At 34.3% G+C, this 18,400-nt stretch carries 16 protein-coding genes; 13 read left to right on the forward strand and 3 right to left on the reverse strand.

Annotated features, from left to right (window positions below; genetic code table 11):
- Window positions 1-158: 158 nt before the first annotated feature.
- On the reverse strand, window positions 159-389 hold the full coding sequence (locus BKP35_RS13105) for a spore germination protein GerPB (RefSeq protein ID WP_071313818.1): 231 nt from the start codon (window positions 387-389) through the stop codon (window positions 159-161).
- A 16-nt stretch (window positions 390-405) separates the two neighbouring features.
- Window positions 406-627 carry a spore germination protein gene (locus BKP35_RS13110; RefSeq protein WP_071313819.1) on the reverse strand — a complete coding sequence of 74 codons (222 nt, stop codon included), beginning with the start codon at window positions 625-627 and terminating at the stop codon, window positions 406-408.
- A 282-nt stretch (window positions 628-909) separates the two neighbouring features.
- Here BKP35_RS13110 and BKP35_RS13115 point away from each other — a divergent pair, with 282 nt between their 5' ends.
- From BKP35_RS13115 to BKP35_RS13165, 11 genes are all read left to right on the forward strand, one after another.
- A complete protein-coding gene (locus BKP35_RS13115; protein WP_071313820.1) occupies window positions 910-3,099 on the forward strand; it encodes a malate synthase G in 2,190 nt (729 codons plus the stop codon).
- Window positions 3,100-3,504: 405 nt separating this feature from the next.
- The gene (locus tag BKP35_RS13120) at window positions 3,505-3,756 is read left to right on the forward strand and encodes a hypothetical protein (RefSeq protein ID WP_139192882.1); all 252 of its coding nucleotides are present in this window, start codon (window positions 3,505-3,507) and stop codon (window positions 3,754-3,756) included.
- 229 nt (window positions 3,757-3,985) lie between these two features.
- Window positions 3,986-4,924, forward strand: a complete 939-nt coding sequence (locus tag BKP35_RS13125) for a F510_1955 family glycosylhydrolase (protein WP_071313822.1) — start codon at window positions 3,986-3,988, stop codon at window positions 4,922-4,924.
- A gap of 378 nt (window positions 4,925-5,302) precedes the next feature.
- Window positions 5,303-5,935 (forward strand): glycosyltransferase family 32 protein, encoded by a 633-nt coding sequence (locus BKP35_RS13130; protein WP_084031650.1) that lies wholly within the window; start codon window positions 5,303-5,305, stop codon window positions 5,933-5,935.
- Window positions 5,936-6,275: 340 nt separating this feature from the next.
- Window positions 6,276-7,055, forward strand: coding sequence for a glucose-1-phosphate cytidylyltransferase (rfbF, locus tag BKP35_RS13135; RefSeq protein WP_071313823.1), 780 nt, complete (start codon window positions 6,276-6,278; stop codon window positions 7,053-7,055).
- A 28-nt stretch (window positions 7,056-7,083) separates the two neighbouring features.
- On the forward strand, window positions 7,084-7,989 hold the full coding sequence (locus BKP35_RS13140) for an NAD-dependent epimerase/dehydratase family protein (protein WP_071313824.1): 906 nt from the start codon (window positions 7,084-7,086) through the stop codon (window positions 7,987-7,989).
- Between the two features lie 48 nt (window positions 7,990-8,037).
- Window positions 8,038-9,135, forward strand: a complete 1,098-nt coding sequence (locus BKP35_RS13145; protein ID WP_071313825.1) for an NAD-dependent epimerase/dehydratase family protein — start codon at window positions 8,038-8,040, stop codon at window positions 9,133-9,135.
- Window positions 9,132-10,403 (forward strand): UDP-glucose dehydrogenase family protein, encoded by a 1,272-nt coding sequence (locus BKP35_RS13150; RefSeq protein WP_071313826.1) that lies wholly within the window; start codon window positions 9,132-9,134, stop codon window positions 10,401-10,403. Before BKP35_RS13145 ends, BKP35_RS13150 begins: the two co-directional genes overlap by 4 nt.
- Window positions 10,404-10,431: 28 nt before the next feature.
- The gene (gene glf / locus BKP35_RS13155) at window positions 10,432-11,526 is read left to right on the forward strand and encodes a UDP-galactopyranose mutase (RefSeq protein ID WP_071313827.1); all 1,095 of its coding nucleotides are present in this window, start codon (window positions 10,432-10,434) and stop codon (window positions 11,524-11,526) included.
- A gap of 31 nt (window positions 11,527-11,557) precedes the next feature.
- Window positions 11,558-13,105 (forward strand): DUF707 domain-containing protein, encoded by a 1,548-nt coding sequence (locus BKP35_RS13160; RefSeq protein ID WP_071313828.1) that lies wholly within the window; start codon window positions 11,558-11,560, stop codon window positions 13,103-13,105.
- A 19-nt stretch (window positions 13,106-13,124) separates the two neighbouring features.
- A complete protein-coding gene (locus BKP35_RS13165; protein WP_071313829.1) occupies window positions 13,125-13,871 on the forward strand; it encodes a DUF707 domain-containing protein in 747 nt (248 codons plus the stop codon).
- A gap of 99 nt (window positions 13,872-13,970) precedes the next feature.
- Here BKP35_RS13165 and BKP35_RS13170 read toward each other — a convergent pair whose 3' ends face one another.
- A complete protein-coding gene (locus BKP35_RS13170; RefSeq protein WP_071313830.1) occupies window positions 13,971-15,224 on the reverse strand; it encodes a hypothetical protein in 1,254 nt (417 codons plus the stop codon).
- Window positions 15,225-15,501: 277 nt separating this feature from the next.
- Here BKP35_RS13170 and BKP35_RS13175 point away from each other — a divergent pair, with 277 nt between their 5' ends.
- Together BKP35_RS13175 and BKP35_RS13180 are read left to right on the forward strand one after the other, a co-directional pair.
- Window positions 15,502-16,323 carry a sugar phosphate nucleotidyltransferase gene (locus tag BKP35_RS13175; protein WP_071313831.1) on the forward strand — a complete coding sequence of 274 codons (822 nt, stop codon included), beginning with the start codon at window positions 15,502-15,504 and terminating at the stop codon, window positions 16,321-16,323.
- Between the two features lie 601 nt (window positions 16,324-16,924).
- Window positions 16,925-18,127 carry a TIGR04053 family radical SAM/SPASM domain-containing protein gene (locus BKP35_RS13180; RefSeq protein WP_071313832.1) on the forward strand — a complete coding sequence of 401 codons (1,203 nt, stop codon included), beginning with the start codon at window positions 16,925-16,927 and terminating at the stop codon, window positions 18,125-18,127.
- The last annotated feature ends 273 nt before the right edge of the window (window positions 18,128-18,400 follow it).

The following is an 18,400-nucleotide window of genomic DNA, read 5'->3' on the forward strand; positions in this document are numbered from 1 at the left end:
TTATGAAGTCCTCCTTGGTTAACTAAGTTAGGGGTCATCTCGGTGCACGATTTGACACCCCGTATCATACCAGGAGGGCTCTTTTTTTTTCAAGTCCCCGAAAATCCTTCTAACAGGAATGCTCCTTCTTTACATATATGCAAATAAAGTTAAGTCATTCACGGTGAAACAGGAGGCATTGCTCCTGCTGGTGGCGCTAACGGTATAACCGGAGTAGGAGCTACAGGTTCATCTATTTCCGGTGCTGGCTCTACGAAGTCCCCAGTATTATAAAGGTTTGCTAAAGCCTTTATTACCCCCGAACTGCCTATTTGTAACACAGATGAATTTGTTACTCCATCTACTCTTAACGTATGGATGTTAATCGTTTGATTAATGTAATAGTTCATTAAGGCACCACCTATGCTAAAGGATTGTGCTTATATTAGCGTCAGCCAAATCTTTATCGTACGTATTTGTTGCGCTATATTCATTTGAGATTTTTAAATAGTCCCCAGTATTAAAGGAACCAGCCCCAGCAAACGTTTTTGCGGTGCTCTTAGGAGAGATCGTAAATACATCACCAATATTAAAAACACCGCTACTACCGATACTATTTACTTTTACGGCTCCGACAATTGCAGGCATAATAATCCGTCCTTTTTATAAATCTTATTATTAAGGTATGTGTATGCCTAGAAAATGTTCACTAATAGAGGATGAAGTTAAAAATGTTATTATGATTGCGTAATTTAATCCCTCTTACCTATAAACTTATAGTTTTAGGACAGAGAAAATGCCAATTAAGTGTATGAAAATAAATTTCGTGAAGAATATTTCCATAATTCGCACATTGTGTTATAATACAGAAATAATAATTTAACACTGTTATGAGATAGTAGCGAGTTATTAAAAAGGGGGAAATATTTAATGGAAAATTATGTTCAAGTCGGAAATTTTCAGGTGGCATCGGTATTGTACGATTTTATTAAGGAGGAAGCAATTTTAGGGACTGGGATAAATCCCGATGAATTTTGGGCCGGTTTTGAAAATCTAGTTATCGATCTTGCTTCAGAAAATAAGCATCTGTTAGCAACTCGAGAAAAGATGCAAACTCAAATCAACGAATGGCATCAAAAGCATAAAGGGCAATTTCAATTTGAAAATTATAAGTTGTTTTTACAAAGTATTGGTTATCTTGAAAAAGAAGTAGCAGATTATGAGATTACAACCGAAGATGTTGATGATGAAATTACGCTGCAAGCAGGGCCACAATTAGTCGTTCCAGTCAATAATTCTCGCTATGCCATTAATGCTGCAAATGCTCGTTGGGGAAGTTTATATGATGCCCTTTATGGAACGGATGTTATTAGTGAACAAGGTGGTGCGCAGCAAGAAATTGCCTACAATCCTGTTCGAGGTGAGAAAGTCATTGCTTATGCCAAGGAATTTCTTGATCACTCAGTGCCGTTAGAGGAAGGAAGTCACCGTGATGTAAAACTGTATAAAATTTTTGCTGGGCAGTTGTGCGTTGAACTTCAGGATGGAAAATTGACTAGTTTAAAAAATAAGCAACAATTTATTGGCTTCCAAGGTCAACTAAGTAATCCTCAAGCAATATTGCTACAAAATAATGGCTTGCATTTAGAAATCCAAATTGATCATACACATTCGATCGGACAAACGGATCAAGCAGGGGTCAAAGATATCGTTTTAGAATCGGCACTTACTACGATTATGGACTTTGAAGATTCTGTTGCGGCTGTAGATGCAGAAGATAAGGTTGAAGTGTACCGTAACTGGTTAGGTCTAATGAAAGGAGATTTAACGGCAACTTTTCAAAAAGGAAGTAGCACGGTGACGAGAACGTTAAATGGTGATCGTTCGTATCATTCTACTTCAGGCACTTCATTTTCTTTACCTGGTCGATCTTTATTGTTTGTCCGAAATGTTGGTCATTTAATGACGAACAATGCCGTATTATATGACGGTGGAAAAGAGATTCCTGAAGGGGTTTTAGATGGTGTAATTACCGGGCTAATTTCGTTACACGACTTACGAGGAAATGGTCAATATATAAATTCTAAAAAGGGATCCGTTTATATTGTTAAACCGAAAATGCACGGTTCGAAGGAAGTGGCGTTTGCTAACCAACTATTTGACCGAGTTGAAGATTTACTAGGATTAGAGAGAAATACATTGAAAATTGGTGTGATGGATGAGGAACGACGAACTTCACTCAATTTAAAAAATTGTATCGAAAATGTAAAAGAGAGAATCGTCTTTATTAACACTGGTTTCTTAGACAGAACAGGGGATGAAATTCATACGTCAATGGAAGCAGGTCCTGTTGTTCGCAAAAACGAGATGAAATCTTCAATATGGTTACAAGCTTACGAGAAATCAAATGTAGTAACAGGAGTCAAAGTCGGCTTACCTGGTCGAGCTCAAATTGGTAAAGGGATGTGGGCGATGCCAGATTTAATGAGTGATATGGTAGAACAAAAGATTAATCACCTGAAGGCAGGGGCGAATACAGCGTGGGTTCCGTCACCGACGGCTGCTACATTACACGCATTGCATTACCATCAATTAAATGTAATTGAAGTCCAAAAGCAAATCATGCCAGAGAAGGAAGAGGACTTACGTGATTGTTTATTACAACTGCCACTAGCTGATGAGCAAAATTGGAGCACTGAAGAAATTCAACAAGAGTTGGAAAATAATTCGCAAAGTATTCTCGGTTACGTCGTGCGCTGGGTAGAACAAGGGGTTGGTTGTTCGAAGGTACCAGATATTAATAACGTTGGACTGATGGAAGATCGTGCAACTTTACGTATTTCTAGTCAACAAATGGCCAATTGGTTACATCATCACGTTTGTACCGAAGACCAAGTGTTAGAAACGTTGAAAAAAATGGCCAAAGTAGTTGATGAACAAAATGAAGCTGACCCTAATTACAAAGCAATGTCTGAGGACTATGAAAATTCAGTAGCATTTCAAGCTGCGTGCGACCTCGTATTTCAAGGATGTGCTCAACCAAGTGGATACACAGAACCGATCCTACACAAGAGACGTATCGAAGCAAAATCGAGAGTGAAAGTAAGTGTGAATCGTTAATCTATACTTTTAAGTATATATGTTAGAAAAACTGCCTTTAAATTATAGAGGCAGTTTTTCTATTGTCAGGAAACTATAAATAATTTGTAAATAACATTTTTATACCAAAGTATCTAGCTTCAGTTCCTACGTTTTCGCGTTGACGATATTATTTTGGTTATCGAACACCATTTACTTGAGATTGATCTAAAAACAGACAGTAACAATCTATTAGATAGAATCTGTCGAAAAAACTTGAAAAATATTACTCGGGAAATAAGTGTTCACTTTTCTTCATAATTTCTCGATTGTTTCTTCACAGTTTTTTTGCATGATGTAATAAAGGTGTAAAATATAGTTTGTTTTCTAAAACGTTGTTGAAAAAATTAACAATGATTTAGAAAAGAGCGAAAATGGGTGATAGAAATGAAAAACAGAGTAAAAATCTTTGGGTTTCTTTTTGTGTTTTTGATAATAACTCCATATCAAGTCTTTGGCCATAGTCCAAGAGATGGACTTGGAGGAATCAACTCCCCGTGGTTAGCCGGTCAAGAAAACCCGTTAGAGCCAGGGGTAAATTGGTGGGTATTAGGAACATTTGCAGCTATTAACTTAGGGTTTATATTATTTGGGGCAATACGAAAGTTTAACAAGAATAGGAAGGTAAGCCTTAACTAACAGAGAGAATCATTGTCAATTTCAAGGTTTGGCAAGCCTCCTCTTGAGAAGGTTCTATTAATATATTAGAGAATTAACTTAGATGAGTGAATTTCATAACTACCAAAAACGAGCCACATCACGCAATATATAGTTAGCGAATGTTTTTGTCGCAACTATATATTGATCTTAGTGTCGAGAATAATGAATTATGAAATTCATTAAGATAGAAATTAAAGGAGATGGAGAAATGAATATAAAAAAGGGGTTATTAACGATAGGGTTAGCTAGCGTCTTGGCGATCTTATCGGCGTGCGGATCTGAGGAAAGAGTTGATGATACAGAACCGTTTTTCGTTGGTGAAACTGTTCAAGAACGGGAACAAGCATTTTCTTATACGCATATTCATGGAATGTCGATAAATCCAGAAGACTCAAATAAAATTTTTCTAGCTAGTCATGACGGTTTAATTGAATTTAATAAACAAAATGGTGAAGCTTTCTTTGTAGGTAGTGAAAGGTTTGATTTAATGGGCTTTTCCAAAGTGGCTGATTCAGCATATTTGATGACTAGTGGCCATCCAGAGCCTGGCAGTTCTTTAGAAGATCCGCTAGGGTTTATGTGGAGTGAAGACTTAGGACAATCCTGGGAAGTTCGTAGTTACTATGGAATGATTGATTTTCATGCATTAACCGCCACTCAAAGTCAAGATAAACTGTTATCGTATGCGATTGACAACAATGATCATTTTATTTTTAAATCTACTGACAAAGGTTATAGTTGGGAAGTTGTCGAGACGAATGGCTTACCGCTAGAAGCTGATGAGTTTTTTGACTTAGCAATTGCCCCAAATAACGACGATGTTGTTTATGCAGCAACGAGCTCTGGACTAATGTACTCAGAAAATGGAGGCATAGATTGGAGTAGAAAAGTGGAAGGCTTTGTTACAGCACTTAATGTAGTAAGCGATGATGAAGTCATTTTTTATGAAGCAAGCCAAAGCGGATTGTACAGATTAAAAGGAGAAGAATTTATCACATACGATCTCTATTTACAAACAGATGCAGCAAACTATATCGCAATCAACAATTCTTCTGAAGTGATCGTTGCGACCTTCCAAAACAACCTGTATGAAACGACAGATCACGGTGAAAGTTGGGAGTTGTTAGTTGAAGAGGGCAACTTCTAAACTTTATTTTTAATAATACATTTTAAGGGTCAGTTCCTTATCCGATTTTAGGATATGGGAGCTGACCCTTTTGTTTGTTATAGCAAAGTTGCCAAAAACCATTTCAAACCAAATAAAAATAACAAAATCACCACAATAACGATGATCGCAATTCCAAAACCGAATCTAGGGCTGGGAGTTACGGTTGGGAATCCTGTTCCGTAATATGGGGTTTTGTATACGAATACCCCCATATATTTATTTATATAATACAAGTTATGAAAGTTGTTAAGAGAGTGTGTTTATTAAAGGTTTATTAATTATGACTAGAGAAAACACCGTGTCAATAAAAGTCATTATGAGTATTATAATTATTATGCATGGAAAGGGGAGGATATAATGATACCTAAAATTATTCATTATTGTTGGGTCGGACCTAAGGAAATGCCAGAACTTGAAAGAAAGTGTATTGAAAGTTGGGATAAATTTTTACCAGATTATCAAAAGATATTTTGGAATGAAGATTCTTTTGATATAAATTCAAATCTATTTGTTAAGCAAGCATATGGAGCTAAAAAATATGCATTTGTAAGTGATTACATTCGTCTGTATGCGTTATATCATTATGGTGGAATATATATGGATACTGACGTCGAAGTAATTAAAAGTCTTGATAGATTTCTTACTCACCCTGCCTTTTCAGGTTTTGAAAGTCCTGGGGCAATTCCAACGGGTGCAATGGGTGCAGTAAAAGGTCATCCTTGGATAAATCGATTATTAGAATACTACAAAGACAAATCTTTTTATTTTGATAACGGGAGCATGGATTTAACAACTAACGTAAAGATAATTACCGATATTTCTGAGCGTGAATTTGGTTTGGTGAAAGGAAACAATAACTTTCAAGTGCTTAACAATGATGTTCACATTTATCCAACTGATTATTTTTGTCCGAAAGAATGGTGGTCAAGAAAGATGGCTATTACTGATAATACTCATACGATTCATCATTTTTCCAATTCTTGGTTTTAATCGTTTGGTTACAGGAAAAAATGTTTATTACTTTTGTAATGTAATGTAGAGAATAACATTCTATTTTTATTTGATTTTTTAATCGCTCATTTGTCCTGAAAATAACAATGTTTACGAAAACAGCTTTATTAAATGACGTTTCTAAATTTAATTTTACTCGCAGATCAGCTAATGTAATTTTTTGATCTGTTATTTTTTTGGAATTTATCTAAAAGGTGCCCTTTTTCTTTATTAAGTGAACACTTATTAAATGAGTTCAATACTATAGTACTAAAAGCTTCGAATAATATTATTTCTTTTATTAGATCATAATGTCATGAAGTTTAGAGAGGAGGTCATCATGAAGGTTGTTATTTTGGCAGGTGGTTTTGGAACTAGGATAAGTGAAGAAACTCATCTAAAACCTAAACCTATGATTGAGATTGGTGATAAACCAATGTTATGTCATATTATGAAGCTATATTCTAGTTATGGCTTTAATGATTTTATTATTTGTTTAGGCTATAAAAGTTATGTTGTTAAAGAATATTTTGCGAATTACTTTCTATATAATTCTGATGTATCTTTTGATTTTCGAAATGGAAACAAGTTAACAATACACGAACATTCCGTAGAACCTTGGAAAGTAACTTTAGTTGATACCGGATTAAATACCTTAACAGGGGGCCGAATTAAAAAAATCCAGAAATATGTTGGTGATGAGCCATTTATGCTTACTTATGGGGATGGGATAGGTGATATAAATATCAAGCAATTGGTCGAATTTCATCGATCGCACGGCAAGTTTGCAACAGTAACATCAACTCAGCCAAAAGGTAGATTCGGAGTTTTATCACTATCAAAAGATCAAAAAGTCGAAACATTTCAAGAAAAAATTCAAGGTGATGGTGGTTGGATTAACGCAGGATTTTTCGTGTTGCAGCCTGAGGTTTTTAACTATATCACAAAAGGAGATCAAACAATTTTTGAAAAAACACCTTTGGAAAACCTTGCGAAAGAAGGCCAACTAATGGCTTTTAAACATTCAGGGTTTTGGCATCCTATGGATACTTTACGGGATAAAAAATATTTAGAAGAAGTTTGGTTATCAGGGAAAGTACCGTGGCTTAAAAATAAATGATGGTGTCGCTCGTTACTAGGAGGTAAAAATGAAAATTTTAATTACTGGAGCTACCGGGTTTTTAGGTAGTCACTTAACAAAAGCTTTAATTAAAGAGGGCCATAATGTCACGATTTTAAAAAGAAGTTTCTCAGATACATGGAGAATAGCATCTATTGAAAAGAAACTAACAATCTTTAATATTGATGAATGTTCCGTTGAACAACCTTTTAAAGAGTGTGGTCCTTACGACGTCATCATTCATACTGCAACGGAGTATGACCGTAATGTAAAAGCTTTTTCTCGATTGCTTCGTTCAAATATTTATTTTCCATTAGCTTTACTAGAAACAGCTATTTTGTATAAAACGAATTTGTTTATTAATACCGATTCATTTATTCATAAAAATAATCAAGGGTATCAACATTTAGCTGGATATTCTTTAACGAAAAAACAATTTTTACAATGGCTGAAAGTATATAGTGCGTTTAAAAAAATAAGGATCATAAATTTAAAACTTGAACATGTTTATGGTCCATATGATAGCGAAAATAAATTTTTTCCATATATATACAGAAGTTGCATCAACAACAAACCTGAGATAAATCTAACTTTAGGAAACCAAAAAAGAGATTTTATTTATGTTAATGATGTAATTAACGCTTATTCTCTATTAATGAAGCAAGAACTAAAACAGTTTGATTGGTTTAACGAATACGAAGTTGGTACAGGTAATAGTGTAACAGTGAGAGAGTTTGTTGAGCTGATTCATAAGAAAACGAACTCTAAGACGTCACTTCACTTTGGAGGTTTACCACAACATAAGAACGAAATTATGGATTCAAAGGCTAATAATGTAGCAATAAAAAAGCTAGGTTGGGAGCAAAAATATAGTTTGGAAAAAGGGATAAAAGCAACAATGGAAGCGGAACGATTTAAAAAAAATTATGAATAATAAAAGCGATTAAATGATTTTAAAAAAATTAAGGTTCGGGTGACGACTATGGACGAGAATAAAAACAAAATATATTACGAAGATCTTCATTATATTTTTGAAAATATAGGTGAGTCTGAAAAAGGTAAGTTTAAAGATTCTACCATTTTAATAACTGGTTGTGCGGGCTTTTTAGGTTATTATTTCATGTCTTTTTTATCAGCGTATGCGGAACGCTTGAAAATTAAAAAAGTTATCGGTATTGATAACTTTTTACTTGGAATTCCTAATTGGATGAATGCATTAGTTGATAAGAATCCTAAAATTGAGATTTATTCATTTGATATAACTAAGTTTTCCCAATTTGAAAGCGCCAAAATAAAAGATGCTACTTTTATTATCCATATGGCATCAATTGCTTCACCTAGTTTTTATCGTAAATATCCTCTAGAAACGGTAGATGCTAATGTCATAGGCTTAAGAGCTCTTTTAGACTTTTATAAACGTAAAGAAATAAAAGGATTTTTGTTTTTTTCAAGTAGTGAAGTATATGGCGATCCGTCATCTGATCAGATTCCTACTAAAGAAGAATATCGAGGAAATGTGGCAATGATTGGGCCGCGTGCTTGTTATGATGAAGCGAAAAGATTTGGAGAAACGTTATGTTATTTGTATGCCGAAACCTATCAAATGCCAATCTCTATTGTACGACCATTTAATAACTATGGACCAGGGATGAAGCTTGATGATAAACGAGTACCGGCGGACTTTGCTAAAGCGATTATCGAAAACACTTCCTTAATCATTCACTCAGATGGTAGTCCAACGAGAACGTTTTGCTATGTTACTGATGCAATCGTAGGCTATTTAAAGGCTTTAGTTTATGAACCTTTTGATTACTTTAATATTGGAATTGAGGAACCAGAAATTTCAATAAAAGAATTAGCACACATTTATCTCGAGGCAGGTTCGACGATTTTTAACTTTAATCGTTCTATTGAATTTAAAACTTCTCAAGAACCAGTTTACTTAGTCGATAATCCTTCGAGAAGGTGCCCAGATATAGCTAAAGCAAAAAAAATATTGAATTATTCTCCTCAAATTATCGTGGAACAAGGTGTATATCGTTTTTTAAGTTATCTTAAACAAGGGAGAGACAAACATTGATAACGGTTATAGGTTTAGGTTTTGTAGGTTTGACAACGGCTTTAGGTTTTAGTGAAAAAGGATATCGAGTTTATGGTTATGATATTGATGAAAAGAAGTTGAATAGATTTAAGGCAGGTGAAGTTCCTTTTTATGAGCCTATTCTCGATAAAACCTTACAGAAGCATAGTAATAATAATTTTATGATGGTCAAAAACTTAGAAGATGCTATAAAAAATAGTGAAATGATCTTTATTTGTGTAGGAACACCAAGCAAAGAAGATGGTAGTGTTGATTTAAGTTATATTTCCGAAGCAATTAAAAACGTCCTCGAAAAAATATGTAAATCACAATATAAAGTCATAGTCATTAAATCAACAGTCCCACCAGGAACAACAGAGGGAATCATTAAGCCCTTCATCGAAAGTTTTGGTTTTGAAATAGGTAAAAATATTGGTTTAACCAGTAACCCTGAATTTTTAAGAGAAGGTTATGCTTGGGAAGATTTTATGAAACCAGATCGAATTGTAATTGGAGAAATAGATAATAAAAGTGGTCAATTGATAGAAAATGTTTATAAAGTATTTAATGCCCCGATTTATCGAGTTTCACTAAATACTGCTGAATTTATAAAATATTTATCAAATACATTACTAGCTACACTTATTAGTTATGCTAATGAGCAGTCATTAATCGCTAAATCGATAGGAAGTATAGATATCAAAAAAGCGTTTCATATTCTTCATCTTGATAAGAGGTGGTTTGGTGAGCCAGCTGCTATGACTTCCTATGTTTATCCTGGATGTGGATTTGGTGGTTATTGTTTACCTAAAGATACGAAAGCGTTAATAAAAAGATCCAAAGAAACCTCATACTCTCCAAAGTTATTAGAAAGTACGATAAACATTAATGAATCTATAAAAGATTTTGTTGTGTGCGACGTTGTAGGAAAGGTTAATAAAAATGAAAAAATTGGTATTTTAGGTTTAGCTTTTAAGCCGAATTCCGATGATGTCAGAGATACCCCAGCAAAAGCCATCATTCAAGCTTTAATAAATAAGGGTCATAAAAATATAATCGCATATGATCCATTAGCAATGAACAACTTTCAAGAGACTTACCAATTACCTATTGTATCTGCAGCAAGTTTGACATCGCTACTATCACAAGTCAAGTATGTAGTTATTTTAACTAGTTGGGATGAGTTTATTGAAAATACAACAATCATCAAAGAGAAGGTTGTATTTGATTATCGTTATTTGTACGATCTGAAATCTAGTTTTTGTTAATGATATTTAATTGAATTTGAGGTGGATTATGGTTGATTTTTTAATTGTAGGTGCAGGTTTTTCTGGCTGTGTGCTTGCCCATCAAATTGCGACAAAACTTAATAGAAAAGTATTAATAATTGAAAAGCGAAGCCATATTGGTGGGAACGCATATGACTATTATGACGATCACGGAATACTGATTCATAAATATGGTCCACATATTTTCCATACGAATAGTAAAAAAGTGTTTGATTTTTTGTCAAAGTTTACAGAATGGAGCTATTATCAACATGAAGTTCTTGCCCATGTTGATGGAAGGAAAGTGCCAATTCCTATCAATTTAGATACGATAAAAGAATTATATGGGCTTCAACTCTCTGAAAATGAGATGCAAGAATTTTATCAATCAGTACGTGAACCAATTCATAATATTACTAATTCAGAGGAAGTGATCTTAAGTAAAGTTGGATTAGAATTATATAATAAGTTTTATAAAAACTATACTAAAAAACAATGGGATTTATGGCCATCAGAGTTAGATGCTTCAGTATGTGCAAGAATTCCGGTTAGAACGAATCGAGATCGTCGTTATTTTTCTGATAAATATCAGGTGATGCCAAAGCACGGCTATACAAAAATGTTTTTAAAAATGATCGATCATCCTAATATAGGCATCCTCCTACAAACTGATTACCAGCAAATTCAGCAAATTATTCCTCATAAATATGTTATTTATACTGGTCCCATTGATTATTTTTTTAATTATAAATATGGAAAGTTACCTTATCGATCTCTTAATTTTCATTTTGAAACAAAAGACCAAGAGCGTTGGCAAGATGCTGCTGTAATTAATTATCCTAATGATTATGATTATACAAGAGTTACAGAATTTAAATATTTGACCAGTCAATCTCATCAAAAAACAACAATTGTTTATGAGTATCCGACAAATAACGGTGATCCATATTACCCGATTCCTAAAAAAGATAATATGGAATTATATCAAATGTATAAACAAGAAGCCGAAAAGTTAAAAAATGTTTGGTTCCTTGGAAGGCTTGGAACCTATAAATACTATAATATGGATCAAGTTGTGGCACAAGCGCTAACATTATTTGAACGTGAGCTTCAAAATCTATAAAACTTTAGCCAACTGATGAAGGAGGAAGCTGATGAGTTTGCTTAGACGAAAAAAAAAGATGCGTTTTTTAATTATCGCCAGAGTTGGCGATGATTCGTTACACCACGAATGGTTAAGTTCGATAGAACATAAAAATTTTGATCTTTGTATTAGCTACTTTGGCGATACACCTGGCCGTTTTAAAGAGGATAGTGATTTTTATTTTGAAAGCAAAGGGCCAAAATGGCCAATTATCAAAGAAGTTTTATCAAAGTTAGGTGAAAAAATAAATCAGTACGAGGCAGTTTGGATCCCTGATGATGATATCTCAACTAATACGCCTAATATTAATCGTATGTTTGAACGATTTATAGAACAAGGGTTTGAATTGGCCCAACCTGCATTGACAACAGAATCTCATCACTCACATTTTATTACGATTGAACAACCAGATTATTTATGGAGGTATTGTAATTTTGTTGAGATTATGGTTCCGATCTTTTCAAAGAGCGCCTTAGGAATATGTTGGGATACATTTGATTATTGTCAATCTGGCTGGGGGTTAGATTTATTATGGCCAAAGTTACTAGGGTTTCCACATAAAAAAATGGCGATTATTGACGAAACTCCGGTATTCCACACAAGACCTATCGGTGCAGGTACTTTATATAACGGTATTTCTCCTCACCATGAATTAAATCAAATGATTATTAAATATAATCTTGATTCTTCATTAATTCATTCTCGTCATTATGATGGAGTATTACGTAAACGGCGTATGTTTGTTTTAATTTTGGCCCATATGGATGAACATGTTTTAGATGTGCAAATTCAAAATGTTCGTCATTTTAACCCCGATGCTGGAATTATTTTGTATAGAAGTGGTACAAATGAAGATTTTGCAAAAAATTTAAGAGTTCCGATCTGTCCTTACAGTCGTACAGTTCATTATGCAAACTCTGCCCGTGTATTATGGGATGTCATGAGGTGGTTCGAAGAAACTAATGTTGATTATGAATATTTAATTAGTTTTGATCACGATATGTTATTTGTGAAGCCTGGTTTTGAGAACTTTCTGGATAATTGCATGAAGGAATATGATTGTATGGGGTGGCAAAAGTTAACAGGTACTGAAATCGAAAAATATCCTGATCCAAGAGTGGGTCAGTCGCTTTGGGAGGAATGGCATAAATGGCGGCCGATATTTAAAGTTGATAACTTTTTACGTTATTTTAACCCTGGTCAGGTATATCGCAAAGGAATTATAAGCAAGATGGTATCCTATTTAAAAACTACGATAGATCAAAAAGAATTAGACCGCTTATTTAATGAAACACAAATTTTAGGTTTTGAGGAAATGTTTAGTGTTACATTAGCTTTAGCAAATGGAGGAAGATGTGGAGAGTATCCAGATGGTCAATTTTATAATAATGCTGTTCGTTGGGGGGAGAACATTACACTTGATGAAGCGATATCAGTAATTAAACACCCTTCTTACTTTTGGATACATCCAATCAAAGGAAATAGTTTAGTAGAGATGCATCAATGGCTGTTATCTAATAGTGAAGGTGAAAAAAATAGTATGACGATTTTAACTTAAATAAAAAGTAGGTGATTATATGTATGAAATCTCTCAAGGTAAAGAAAATTTTTTAAAAAGAAAAAACCGTTTTTTAGTAATAGCTAGAGTTGGGGATTCATCACTTCATAAAGAATGGTTAATACCGAGTAAGCATAAAAACTTTGATTTATATCTTGAGTACTACGGCAATGGTAATAATAACTTTAGGAGTGATTGCGATTATTACGGTGAAGCAAAAGATGTTAAATGGCCAAGGATGTATCAATTAATGGAGGATTGGAAAGATCGTATTTTTGAGTATGATGCTGTATGGTTTCCGGATGACGATATTAGTACTGATTGTTTTAAGATAAACGAAATGTTTCATTTGTTCGTTGATAATAACTTATCTTTAGCTCAACCAGCTTTAACTCATGATTCCCATTGGTCGCACTATGTAACATTATTAAATGATAAGGCTGTTTTACGCTATACGAATTTTGTAGAAGTAATGGCACCTATTTTTTCAAAAGAAGCCTTACAGTTACTTTGGACCACATTTAAAAAGTGCAGGTCTGGATGGGGCCTTGACTCCGTGTGGCCGAAAATACTAGGATACCCCCATAATAAAGTTGCAATTATTGATAAAACTCCTGTAAAACACACTCGACCAATTGGTGGAGGTTCGCTATATAAAGAGATAAATTGTTCGCCAGAGGAAGAACGTTCTAAAATTGAGGCTGAGTATGGAGTCACAAATGCATATGACTTTAAGACTTACGGAGTAGTTTGGAGAAAGTCATAGAGCGTTATTTTTATTAAATATTAAAATAGATAAGAATGAAAAGAGGTGTCCCTAAACATAGTGTCAGAAACTTGTGGGACACCCTCTTTTCATTTAATACTAATGAAAAGGTCCCTTCCATCCCCAAGTCTTGCCGTCATCTCTAATCCAGTACAGAAGATTATTTTCTTTAAGCCCTATAAAGATTAGGTTACCAGTATTTAATTGTGTTAAAATCAGAGGTTTTACATTTTGTTTTGTAATTATAGTAGGTCCATACCATGTTTTTTTCCTAGAATAATTATCTCGCCACCAATGGGCAATTCCACCTCTATCGAGGGCACAAGCAACATCAAAATAACCTGAATCCCCTTCATAAAAGAGAGGTGTTCCTGTAACGCTATGAGCAAACGTATCGGTAGCAAACCAATTTTCTACATCTTTGTAATAATGAGTTAGCCTATTTTCTGTTCTTGCAACTAGTTCAACGTATCCTGATCGAGTTAAAACACATAACGAGGGAGAATATTGAGTTTGATCTTTATGAAACCAAGGAAGGTTCTCTTTATATAGGGTTGGGTCAAAATTTTGGTTTTGTAATCGGTAGATTAGTTGTCTTGCTGTATCATTTTCAATTCGTTTAATAGGGTGACAAAACCAAGTCTTTTCATATTTATTAATGCATTTTGCTAATTCTCTTATAGTAAAATATGGACGGAAACGTATCATTTGTAAATATGTTTCAGTGGGATAGTTTTTAATATTGTATCCAAGTTCGCTTGCCATATTTACAAATACGATTTCTTCAATTCCGAAAACCGGAGTTTCTTCTATAGCCTTTTTTAATAATTCCTTCATTTCATATTGTACTAATGATTTCACTAATTTCTTACTGAATACTTGACCGACATTAAAAACTCCCCAAATAGGATCGACGCAGAAAAAGGGTTTCCATCTCGTTATATCTTTTTTAAACTTCTCACCACAAAACCAACTACTATCTGGCAAATGAAGATTAACCCCCATATAATCTGAATCAGTCATTTGTTCTTCTATAAATCTCTCAAAACCTTTTCTAAAAAATAAAACATCAGAATCAAGGTTGATAAAGTAGTCATATTCGATCCCAATTTCTTCAATCCACTCCATCGTTTCTATGAAAAAACTTGCTAAATTACCATAATTTAATTTTTTGCTTGTTGGACAGATTGGAATATTTAAATTACTAGCAAAAGACGGGTCATCTCCGCCGTTATAAAGTACGATAGTACTGTTAGGACAAAAACATTTAATATTTTCAATTAGTTGTTCTACAAGCTCTTGTTTGTTATGAACAAGTAACGCAAAACAGATTTTCTTTTTATCTTTATTCATATTAAGTATTCCTCCTAATAATACGGAATTGAAAATTATAGATATGATTTATTGAGTTTCAATTAACTTTATCATCTCTTTAAAATATGCTCCTTTTCTATGTTGTGTGAGTTTCAAAAATGACAAACGTATAGTATTGAGGCTACATTTATTTATTTTGTATTTTTAGAAAGACTCTTTCCTAATTAATGTCTATTTTATCTAGGACAACTTACACGCCACCCCTTCTCCGAATATTTTATATAGTAACTGCACTAACGGAAGGGATGGGCATCGGATGAAGAAGGTGAAAAAAGCAATTATTCCAGCAGCGGGTTACGGTACGAGGAACTTGCCGATTACGAAGGTGTTACCGAAAGAGATGTTTCCGATCAATGGACGTCCGGCCATTCATTATATAGTGGAAGAAGCCGCTGAGGCTGGCATAGAAGAAATTTTAATTGTCGTTTCCCGTAATAAAAATATGATTTTAGATTATTTTGATCGTTCTCTTGAATTAGAGGCTTTTTTAGAAAAAACAAATAAACAACATTTATTAGAAGAAATTGAAACTCCAAATATTCATATCCAGTACGTACGTCAACCGTATGCGGAAGGATTAGGCGACGCGGTAAAGCTAGGACGTCATTTTGTAGGTGACGAGCCATTTGCTGTATTGCTTCCAGATGACTTTTTTTTATGTTCAAAAAAAGGAGCTATCGACCAATTGATGCATGCGTACAATATATATCAAAATTCAACGATTGGTCTTCAAAAAGTAAAAAGTGAGTTTTTACAGAACTATGGTGTTGTAAAAGAGAAGAAAGTTGACAAAAGACAATATCAAGTTGTTGATATAGTTGAAAAGCCTCGTTCGTCACCACCATCCAATTTAGCCGTTACTGGTCGCTATGTATTTAATCCGTCAATTTTTACGTATTTAGAAAAAGTTGAAAGAGGTGCAGGTCGGGAAATTCAACTAACAGATGCAATTAAAGCTTCATTAAATACTGAAAACTGTTATGGAGTTAATTTAATCGGAGAACGCTATGATATTGGTAAAGATGAAGATTATCGGAAGTTAATGATGAGGTTTTGGAAAAAGAATAACTTGCTGTAGTTTACTATTTCAAAGGAGCGATATAGGAATTATCCGTTATTTGAGTTGATAATTCCTTTTTTGTGTTTAGGGCTTAACTCGGTGCATCCACTTTTCTTAGAAAGTTCATGAAATGTTCGAAAACGCTGTACCCCTTATGTTGTCTAGGTAATTTGCTAATTTGATCATATTTGACTGATTTCCTGTGACATATTTCACATCAACTAAGGCTAGTAGGTAATATTGTATACATATAATATATATTTTGTTAATTGAGTGAATTTCATAATACGAATAAACTAGCCAGAACAAATTACATCTAGTTGAGTGAATTTCATAATTACCAATAATGAGCCACATCACGCAATAATAGTTTGCGAATGGTTTTAACGCAACTATATATTGATCTTAGTGGTGAGAATAATGAATTATGAAATTCATTGAGTTAAGAACGAATTAACTCAATTCGATGTAGCATCCTAGTGGATTAAAATAAGGACGATGAAATTCATTAAATTGTAGATAGATTGTAACAAAAAAGAGCCATTCTACAATTTAAGAGATTTATAATGAAGATATACTAAATGTTAGTAAAAAATAACAAAGAAGTTTGGTGATGAGAATGCATGGAATGGGACATCCAAAAGGAATGGGACACCCTCACGGGAAAGGGCATCCAGGTGGACATCCTGGAGGCATGGGAGCCTCAATCGACTATGATAAGGATCCGTTTATTGTTATTTGGGAAGTAACACGAGCGTGTGAATTGAAATGTGTACACTGTCGAGCAGATGCACAAACGACGCCACATCCAGATGAACTAAGTCATGAAGAAGGTATTAAGTTAATTGATGAAATATATGATATGAATAACCCGATGCTCGTATTTACGGGTGGAGACTGTATGATGCGTGAAGATTTATATGATCTTGCAGAATATGCAGTGAAAAAAGGTATGCGTGTATCAATGACGCCAAGTGCGACAGATAATGTAACGAAAGAAGCGATGGAAAAAGCGAAGAATGTCGGTCTTTCTCGTTGGGGAATTAGTCTTGACGGCCCAACACCGGAAATTCACGATCATTTCCGCGGAACATCAGGTTCTTTTGATTTAACGGTAGAAAAAATTAAATACCTAAATGAATTAAATATGCCGTTACAAATTAATACGGTGATTTCTCGATACAATTATGAATCTTTAGAACAAATGGCTGAACTAGTAGGTGAATTAAAAGCAGTAATGTGGTACATCTTCCTACTTGTTCCAACTGGAAGAGGACAAATGGATGACTGTTTAACGCCTGCCGAACATGAAAAAGTATTCCGTTGGTTGTATGAGCTAGGCAAAACAGCTCCTTACGATATTAAAACGACAGCAGCGCAACATTACCGTCGTGTTGTTATTCAACAAAAACAACGCGAAAAGTTAGTTGATAAAACAGATATTCGTTATGAAGATTCAATTACAGATACAGCTTACCTCATTGATGGTTTAAAAAGAGCACCTAAAGGCGTAAACGATGGAAACGGATTTATTTTCGTTTCACATACGGGGGATGTAATGCCGAGTGGCTTATTACCAATTGTAGTCGGCAACGTGAGAGAAAAGCCGTTAAAAGAGATTTATCGTGAGTCTCCAGTTCTTAAGGAATTACGTAATCCAGATCTTTACAAAGGAAAATGTGGTGTTTGTGAGTTCCGCAACGCATGTGGTGGTTCAAGATCAAGAACATACGCAGTTACAGGTGACTATTTAGAAAGCGAGCCATTCTGCGTATATATTCCAGAGGCAATGCGTAACAAGGAAAATTCACCTTCTGTATAGCTCAGATATAATTTAAATAAAATGGCAATTAGCATAGAAACGCACAGATTTTTGAATCTGTGCGTTTTTTCTAACTAACCGTTGAGTTTGCCTACTAAACTGGATATGGTGAGAATTTTATGTGTGACACATTATGGGGGGAGTGTGCAATAATTCGCACTCGCTCGGTAGTATGCATTATGGGGAGAGTATGCTGTAGTTGGGTTCCTTATGGGGTCGGGCATGCGAGAAGATCTTGCGTTACCTTTTGGTGAGTGTGACGCTTCGATCGGG

It is taken from the genome of Anaerobacillus arseniciselenatis, assembly GCF_001865995.1.
Lineage (GTDB): Bacteria > Bacillota > Bacilli > Bacillales > Anaerobacillaceae > Anaerobacillus > Anaerobacillus arseniciselenatis.

Coding starts and splice junctions, on each gene's coding strand:
- BKP35_RS13175 (WP_071313831.1), top strand. CDS start 15,502: ATGAAGAAGGTGAAAAAAGCAATTATTCCAGCAGCGGGTTACGGTACG.
- BKP35_RS13110 (WP_071313819.1), bottom strand. CDS start 627: ATGCCTGCAATTGTCGGAGCCGTAAAAGTAAATAGTATCGGTAGTAGC.
- rfbF (WP_071313823.1), top strand. CDS start 6,276: ATGAAGGTTGTTATTTTGGCAGGTGGTTTTGGAACTAGGATAAGTGAA.
- BKP35_RS13140 (WP_071313824.1), top strand. CDS start 7,084: ATGAAAATTTTAATTACTGGAGCTACCGGGTTTTTAGGTAGTCACTTA.
- BKP35_RS13115 (WP_071313820.1), top strand. CDS start 910: ATGGAAAATTATGTTCAAGTCGGAAATTTTCAGGTGGCATCGGTATTG.
- BKP35_RS13130 (WP_084031650.1), top strand. CDS start 5,303: ATGATACCTAAAATTATTCATTATTGTTGGGTCGGACCTAAGGAAATG.
- BKP35_RS13105 (WP_071313818.1), bottom strand. CDS start 389: ATGAACTATTACATTAATCAAACGATTAACATCCATACGTTAAGAGTA.
- BKP35_RS13170 (WP_071313830.1), bottom strand. CDS start 15,224: ATGAATAAAGATAAAAAGAAAATCTGTTTTGCGTTACTTGTTCATAAC.
- BKP35_RS13165 (WP_071313829.1), top strand. CDS start 13,125: ATGTATGAAATCTCTCAAGGTAAAGAAAATTTTTTAAAAAGAAAAAAC.
- glf (WP_071313827.1), top strand. CDS start 10,432: ATGGTTGATTTTTTAATTGTAGGTGCAGGTTTTTCTGGCTGTGTGCTT.
- BKP35_RS13180 (WP_071313832.1), top strand. CDS start 16,925: ATGCATGGAATGGGACATCCAAAAGGAATGGGACACCCTCACGGGAAA.
- BKP35_RS13125 (WP_071313822.1), top strand. CDS start 3,986: ATGAATATAAAAAAGGGGTTATTAACGATAGGGTTAGCTAGCGTCTTG.
- BKP35_RS13145 (WP_071313825.1), top strand. CDS start 8,038: ATGGACGAGAATAAAAACAAAATATATTACGAAGATCTTCATTATATT.
- BKP35_RS13120 (WP_139192882.1), top strand. CDS start 3,505: ATGAAAAACAGAGTAAAAATCTTTGGGTTTCTTTTTGTGTTTTTGATA.
- BKP35_RS13160 (WP_071313828.1), top strand. CDS start 11,558: ATGAGTTTGCTTAGACGAAAAAAAAAGATGCGTTTTTTAATTATCGCC.